Origin of the sequence: Rhodococcus sp. KRD197, assembly GCF_017168235.1 — a bacterium.
Taxonomy (GTDB): Bacteria; Actinomycetota; Actinomycetes; order Mycobacteriales; family Mycobacteriaceae; genus Rhodococcoides.
The window spans coordinates 74520-79934 of sequence record NZ_JABFAO010000005.1; the positions used below are offsets into that span (position 1 = coordinate 74520).

3 rRNA genes are annotated in these 5415 nt (G+C 55.4%); all 3 read right to left on the bottom strand.

Annotated features, from left to right (window positions below):
• Window positions 1-4: 4 nt before the first annotated feature.
• Window positions 5-121: ribosomal RNA gene (rrf, locus tag J1M86_RS12385) — 5S ribosomal RNA — on the bottom strand.
• 150 nt (window positions 122-271) lie between these two features.
• A 23S ribosomal RNA gene (locus J1M86_RS12390) occupies window positions 272-3435 on the bottom strand.
• Window positions 3436-3781: 346 nt separating this feature from the next.
• Window positions 3782-5298: ribosomal RNA gene (locus tag J1M86_RS12395) — 16S ribosomal RNA — on the bottom strand.
• Together the 16S, 23S and 5S rRNA genes form the textbook arrangement of a ribosomal RNA operon.
• Window positions 5299-5415 lie beyond the last annotated feature (117 nt).

The window sequence follows — 5415 nt, forward strand, 5'->3', positions numbered from 1 at the left end:
TTGTGTTCGGCGGTGTCCTACTCTCCCACACCCTGTCGAGTGCAGTACCATCGGCGCTGGAGGGCTTAGCTTCCGGGTTCGGAATGGGACCGGGCGTTTCCCCTCCGCTATGGCCGCCGTAACTCTGTGAAACTGTTACACACGGAACACAACAGAGTCTCTTGTCATCCCGTTTGTGGGGATGGTTGGAGGGTGTTGGTTCATTCAATTGTTGGTGGTTCTGAAACGTGTGTTGTTTCAGATATTGCACAGTGGACGCGTGGCGTTTCTTTTGGGTAAGTCCTCGGCCTATTAGTACCAGTCACCTGCATCGGTTACCCGACTTCCAGTTCTGGCCTATCAACCCGGTGGTCTGCCGGGGGCCTTACTCCCTCAAAGGGGAAAGAGAAACCTCATCTTGGAACAGGCTTCCCGCTTAGATGCTTTCAGCGGTTATCCCTTCCGAACGTAGCCAACCAGCGGTGCTCCTGGTGGAACAACTGGCACACCAGAGGTTCGTCCGTCCCGGTCCTCTCGTACTAGGGACAGCCTTCCTCAAGTTTCTAACGCGCGCGGCGGATAGAGACCGAACTGTCTCACGACGTTCTAAACCCAGCTCGCGTGCCGCTTTAATGGGCGAACAGCCCAACCCTTGGGACCTACTCCAGCCCCAGGATGCGACGAGCCGACATCGAGGTGCCAAACCATCCCGTCGATATGGACTCTTGGGGAAGATCAGCCTGTTATCCCCGGGGTACCTTTTATCCGTTGAGCGACACCGCTTCCACATGCCGGTGCCGGATCACTAGTCCCGACTTTCGTCCCTGCTCGACGTGTCAGTCTCACAGTCAAGCTCCCTTGTGCACTTGCACTCGACACCTGATTGCCAACCAGGCTGAGGGAACCTTTGGGCGCCTCCGTTACATTTTAGGAGGCAACCGCCCCAGTTAAACTACCCACCAGGCACTGTCCCTGAACCAGATCATGGTCCGAGGTTGAGGTATCCAATACGATCAGAGTGGTATTTCAACAACGACTCCACAGTAACTGGCGTCACCGCTTCACAGTCTCCCACCTATCCTACACAAACCGAACCGAACACCAATACCAAGCTATAGTGAAGGTCCCGGGGTCTTTTCGTCCTGCCGCGCGTAACGAGCATCTTTACTCGTAATGCAATTTCGCCGAGTCTATGGTTGAGACAGCTGAGAAGTCGTTACGCCATTCGTGCAGGTCGGAACTTACCCGACAAGGAATTTCGCTACCTTAGGATGGTTATAGTTACCACCGCCGTTTACTGGGGCTTAAATTCTCAGCTTCACCACCACGAGGGCAGTTGACCGGTCCTCTTAACCTTCCAGCACCGGGCAGGCGTCAGTCCGTATACATCGTCTTACGACTTCGCACGGACCTGTGTTTTTAGTAAACAGTCGCTTCTCACTGGTCTCTGCGACCTCACCCAGCTCAGGAAGTAAATTCCGTCACCGAACAAGGTCCCCCTTCTCCCGAAGTTACGGGGGCATTTTGCCGAGTTCCTTAACCATAGTTATCTCGATCGCCTTAGTATTCTCTACCTGACCACCTGTGTCGGTTTGGGGTACGGGCCGTGTGACAGCTCGCTAGAGGCTTTTCTCGGCAGCATAGGATCACTGAATTCGCCTCAATCGGCTACGCATCACCTCTCAGGCTTGTGTGAACGGCGGATTTGCCTACCGTTCGCCCTACAGGCTTACACCAGTACAACCACTCACTGGCCCAGCTACCTTCCTGCGTCACCCCATCGCTTGGCTACTACCAGATCAGGTCCCACGCATCCACCACACGCCTCACTCTCGAAAGAGATCAGTCACGCAGATTCAGGGCGGTTAGTATCACTGATTCACCATGGGCGCGATCACACGGGTACGGGAATATCAACCCGTTGTCCATCGGCTACGCCTGTCGGCCTCGTCTTAGGTCCCGACTCACCCTGGGCGGATTAACCTGGCCCAGGAACCCTTGGTCATTCGGCGGACGAGTTTCTCACTCGTCTTTCGCTACTCATGCCTGCATTCTCACTCGCACAGCCTCCACACCTGGATCACTCCGATGCTTCCACGGCTGCACGACGCTCCCCTACCCATCCACACACCTGGCTGCATCCCCGTAGGAACACAGCGGGCTATCGTATGAATGCCGCAGCTTCGGTGGTGTACTTGAGCCCCGCTACATTGTCGGCGCAGGATCACTTGACCAGTGAGCTATTACGCACTCTTTCAAGGGTGGCTGCTTCTAAGCCAACCTCCTGGTTGTCTTCGCGACCCCACATCCTTTTCCACTTAGTACACGCTTAGGGACCTTAGCTGGCGATCTGGGCTGTTTCCCTCTCGACCACGAACCTTATCGCCCGCAGTCTCACTGCCACGCTCTCACTCATCGGCATTCGGAGTTTGGCTGATTTCGGTAAGCCGGTAAGCCCCCTAGACCATCCAGTAGCTCTACCTCCGACGAGAAACACGTGACGCTGCACCTAAATGCATTTCGGGGAGAACCAGCTATCACGGAGTTTGATTGGCCTTTCACCCCTACCCACAACTCATCCCCTCAGTTTTCAACCTAAGTGGGTTCGGTCCTCCACGACGTCTTACCGTCGCTTCAACCTGGCCATGGGTAGATCACTCCGCTTCGGGTCTAGAACACGCCACTACACACCAAACGGTGATACGCCCTATTCGGACTCGCTTTCGCTACGGCTACCCCACACGGGTTAACCTCGCGACATGCCACTAACTCGCAGGCTCATTCTTCAAAAGGCACGCCATCACCAGCCACAGTAAACTGTGCACCAGCTCTGACGGATTGTAAGCGCACGGTTTCAGGTACTATTTCACTCCCCTCCCGGGGTACTTTTCACCTTTCCCTCACGGTACTAGTCCGCTATCGGTCACCAGGGAGTATTCAGGCTTATCGGGTGGTCCCGACAGATTCACAGCAGATTTCACGGGCCCGCTGCTACTTGGGTACCCACACACAACAGTTGCAATGTTTTCGTCTACGGGACTCTCACCCTCTACGACAGGCCGTTCCAGACCACTTCGACTAACACCACAATTTTTTACTGTCGGCCGATCCGGCAGAATCGACATGCATGAACCCCACAACCCTCCATACGCAACCCCTGCCGGGTATCACACGCACAAAGTTTGGCCTCCTCCGCTTTCGCTCGCCACTACTCACGGAATCACAATTGTTTTCTCTTCCTGTGGGTACTGAGATGTTTCACTTCCCCACGTTCCCTCCACACACCCTATATATTCAGGTGCAGGTAACACGACATCACTCGTGCTGGGTTTCCCCATTCGGACACCCTCGGATCACAGCTCGGTTGACAGCTCCCCGAGGCTTATCGCAGCCTCCTACGTCCTTCATCGGCTCCTGGTGCCAAGGCATCCACCGTACGCTCTAAACTACTTACAAAAAAGATGCTCGCGTCCACTGTGCAATTCTCAAACAACACACAAACAGAAGAACATCCTGCATCCATCAGACCGAAACAGTGTCACCACCACCCCGCGATAGGGATACGAACTCCCGCATGTATATGGTCTCGCCTAGAAAAAACACTCACGTGTTCCCTCAGGACCCAACAGTATGCCGATATAGACACCGCCGAACAGTCATTGAAGACTCCCCGATACGCGATGTCTGATTGTCAGTGTTCCACCCGTGAGCACCGCAGTCCTACATATGAGGACTACACGGTTTCTGTTCGTTCACCCTCCACCACCTGTGTGATGGTCCGTGAACGAAAGAGGCTCCTTAGAAAGGAGGTGATCCAGCCGCACCTTCCGGTACGGCTACCTTGTTACGACTTCGTCCCAATCGCCGATCCCACCTTCGACGGCTCCCCCCATAAATGGTTAGGCCACCGGCTTCGGGTGTTACCGACTTTCATGACGTGACGGGCGGTGTGTACAAGGCCCGGGAACGTATTCACCGCAGCGTTGCTGATCTGCGATTACTAGCGACTCCGACTTCACGGGGTCGAGTTGCAGACCCCGATCCGAACTGAGACCAGCTTTAAGGGATTCGCTCCACCTCACGGTCTCGCAGCCCTCTGTACTGGCCATTGTAGCATGTGTGAAGCCCTGGACATAAGGGGCATGATGACTTGACGTCGTCCCCACCTTCCTCCGAGTTGACCCCGGCAGTCTCTTACGAGTCCCCGCCATAACGCGCTGGCAACATAAGACAAGGGTTGCGCTCGTTGCGGGACTTAACCCAACATCTCACGACACGAGCTGACGACAGCCATGCACCACCTGTACACCGACCACAAGGGGGGCCGTATCTCTACGGCTTTCCGGTGTATGTCAAACCCAGGTAAGGTTCTTCGCGTTGCATCGAATTAATCCACATGCTCCGCCGCTTGTGCGGGCCCCCGTCAATTCCTTTGAGTTTTAGCCTTGCGGCCGTACTCCCCAGGCGGGGCGCTTAATGCGTTAGCTACGGCACAGATTCCGTGGAAGGAACCCACACCTAGCGCCCACCGTTTACGGCGTGGACTACCAGGGTATCTAATCCTGTTTGCTACCCACGCTTTCGTTCCTCAGCGTCAGTTGTTTCCCAGAGACCCGCCTTCGCCACCGGTGTTCCTCCTGATATCTGCGCATTTCACCGCTACACCAGGAATTCCAGTCTCCCCTGAAACACTCAAGTCTGCCCGTATCGCCTGCAAGCCCGAAGTTGAGCCCCGGGTTTTCACAAACGACGCGACAAACCGCCTACGAACTCTTTACGCCCAGTAATTCCGGACAACGCTCGCACCCTACGTATTACCGCGGCTGCTGGCACGTAGTTAGCCGGTGCTTCTTCTGCAGGTACCGTCACTTGCGCTTCGTCCCTGCTGAAAGAGGTTTACAACCCGAAGGCCTTCATCCCTCACGCGGCGTCGCTGCATCAGGCTTTCGCCCATTGTGCAATATTCCCCACTGCTGCCTCCCGTAGGAGTCTGGGCCGTGTCTCAGTCCCAGTGTGGCCGGTCACCCTCTCAGGTCGGCTACCCGTCGTCGCCTTGGTAGGCCATTACCCCACCAACAAGCTGATAGGCCGCGGGCCCATCCTGCACCGATAAATCTTTCCACCCACCCCCATGCGAGAGCAGGTCATATCCGGTATTAGACCCAGTTTCCCAGGCTTATCCCAGAGTGCAGGGCAGATCACCCACGTGTTACTCACCCGTTCGCCGCTCGTGTACCCCGAAAGGCCTTACCGCTCGACTTGCATGTGTTAAGCACGCCGCCAGCGTTCGTCCTGAGCCAGGATCAAACTCTCCGTAAAAGACTCTCGATCAATGGTCGAAACCACAAATCAGTCATAGACAAAAGAGCCAAATCACTAGCAAAAAAACTCAACTAGCATTAAAACAAAACCCTCCCACCCCACACCACAAAGGCA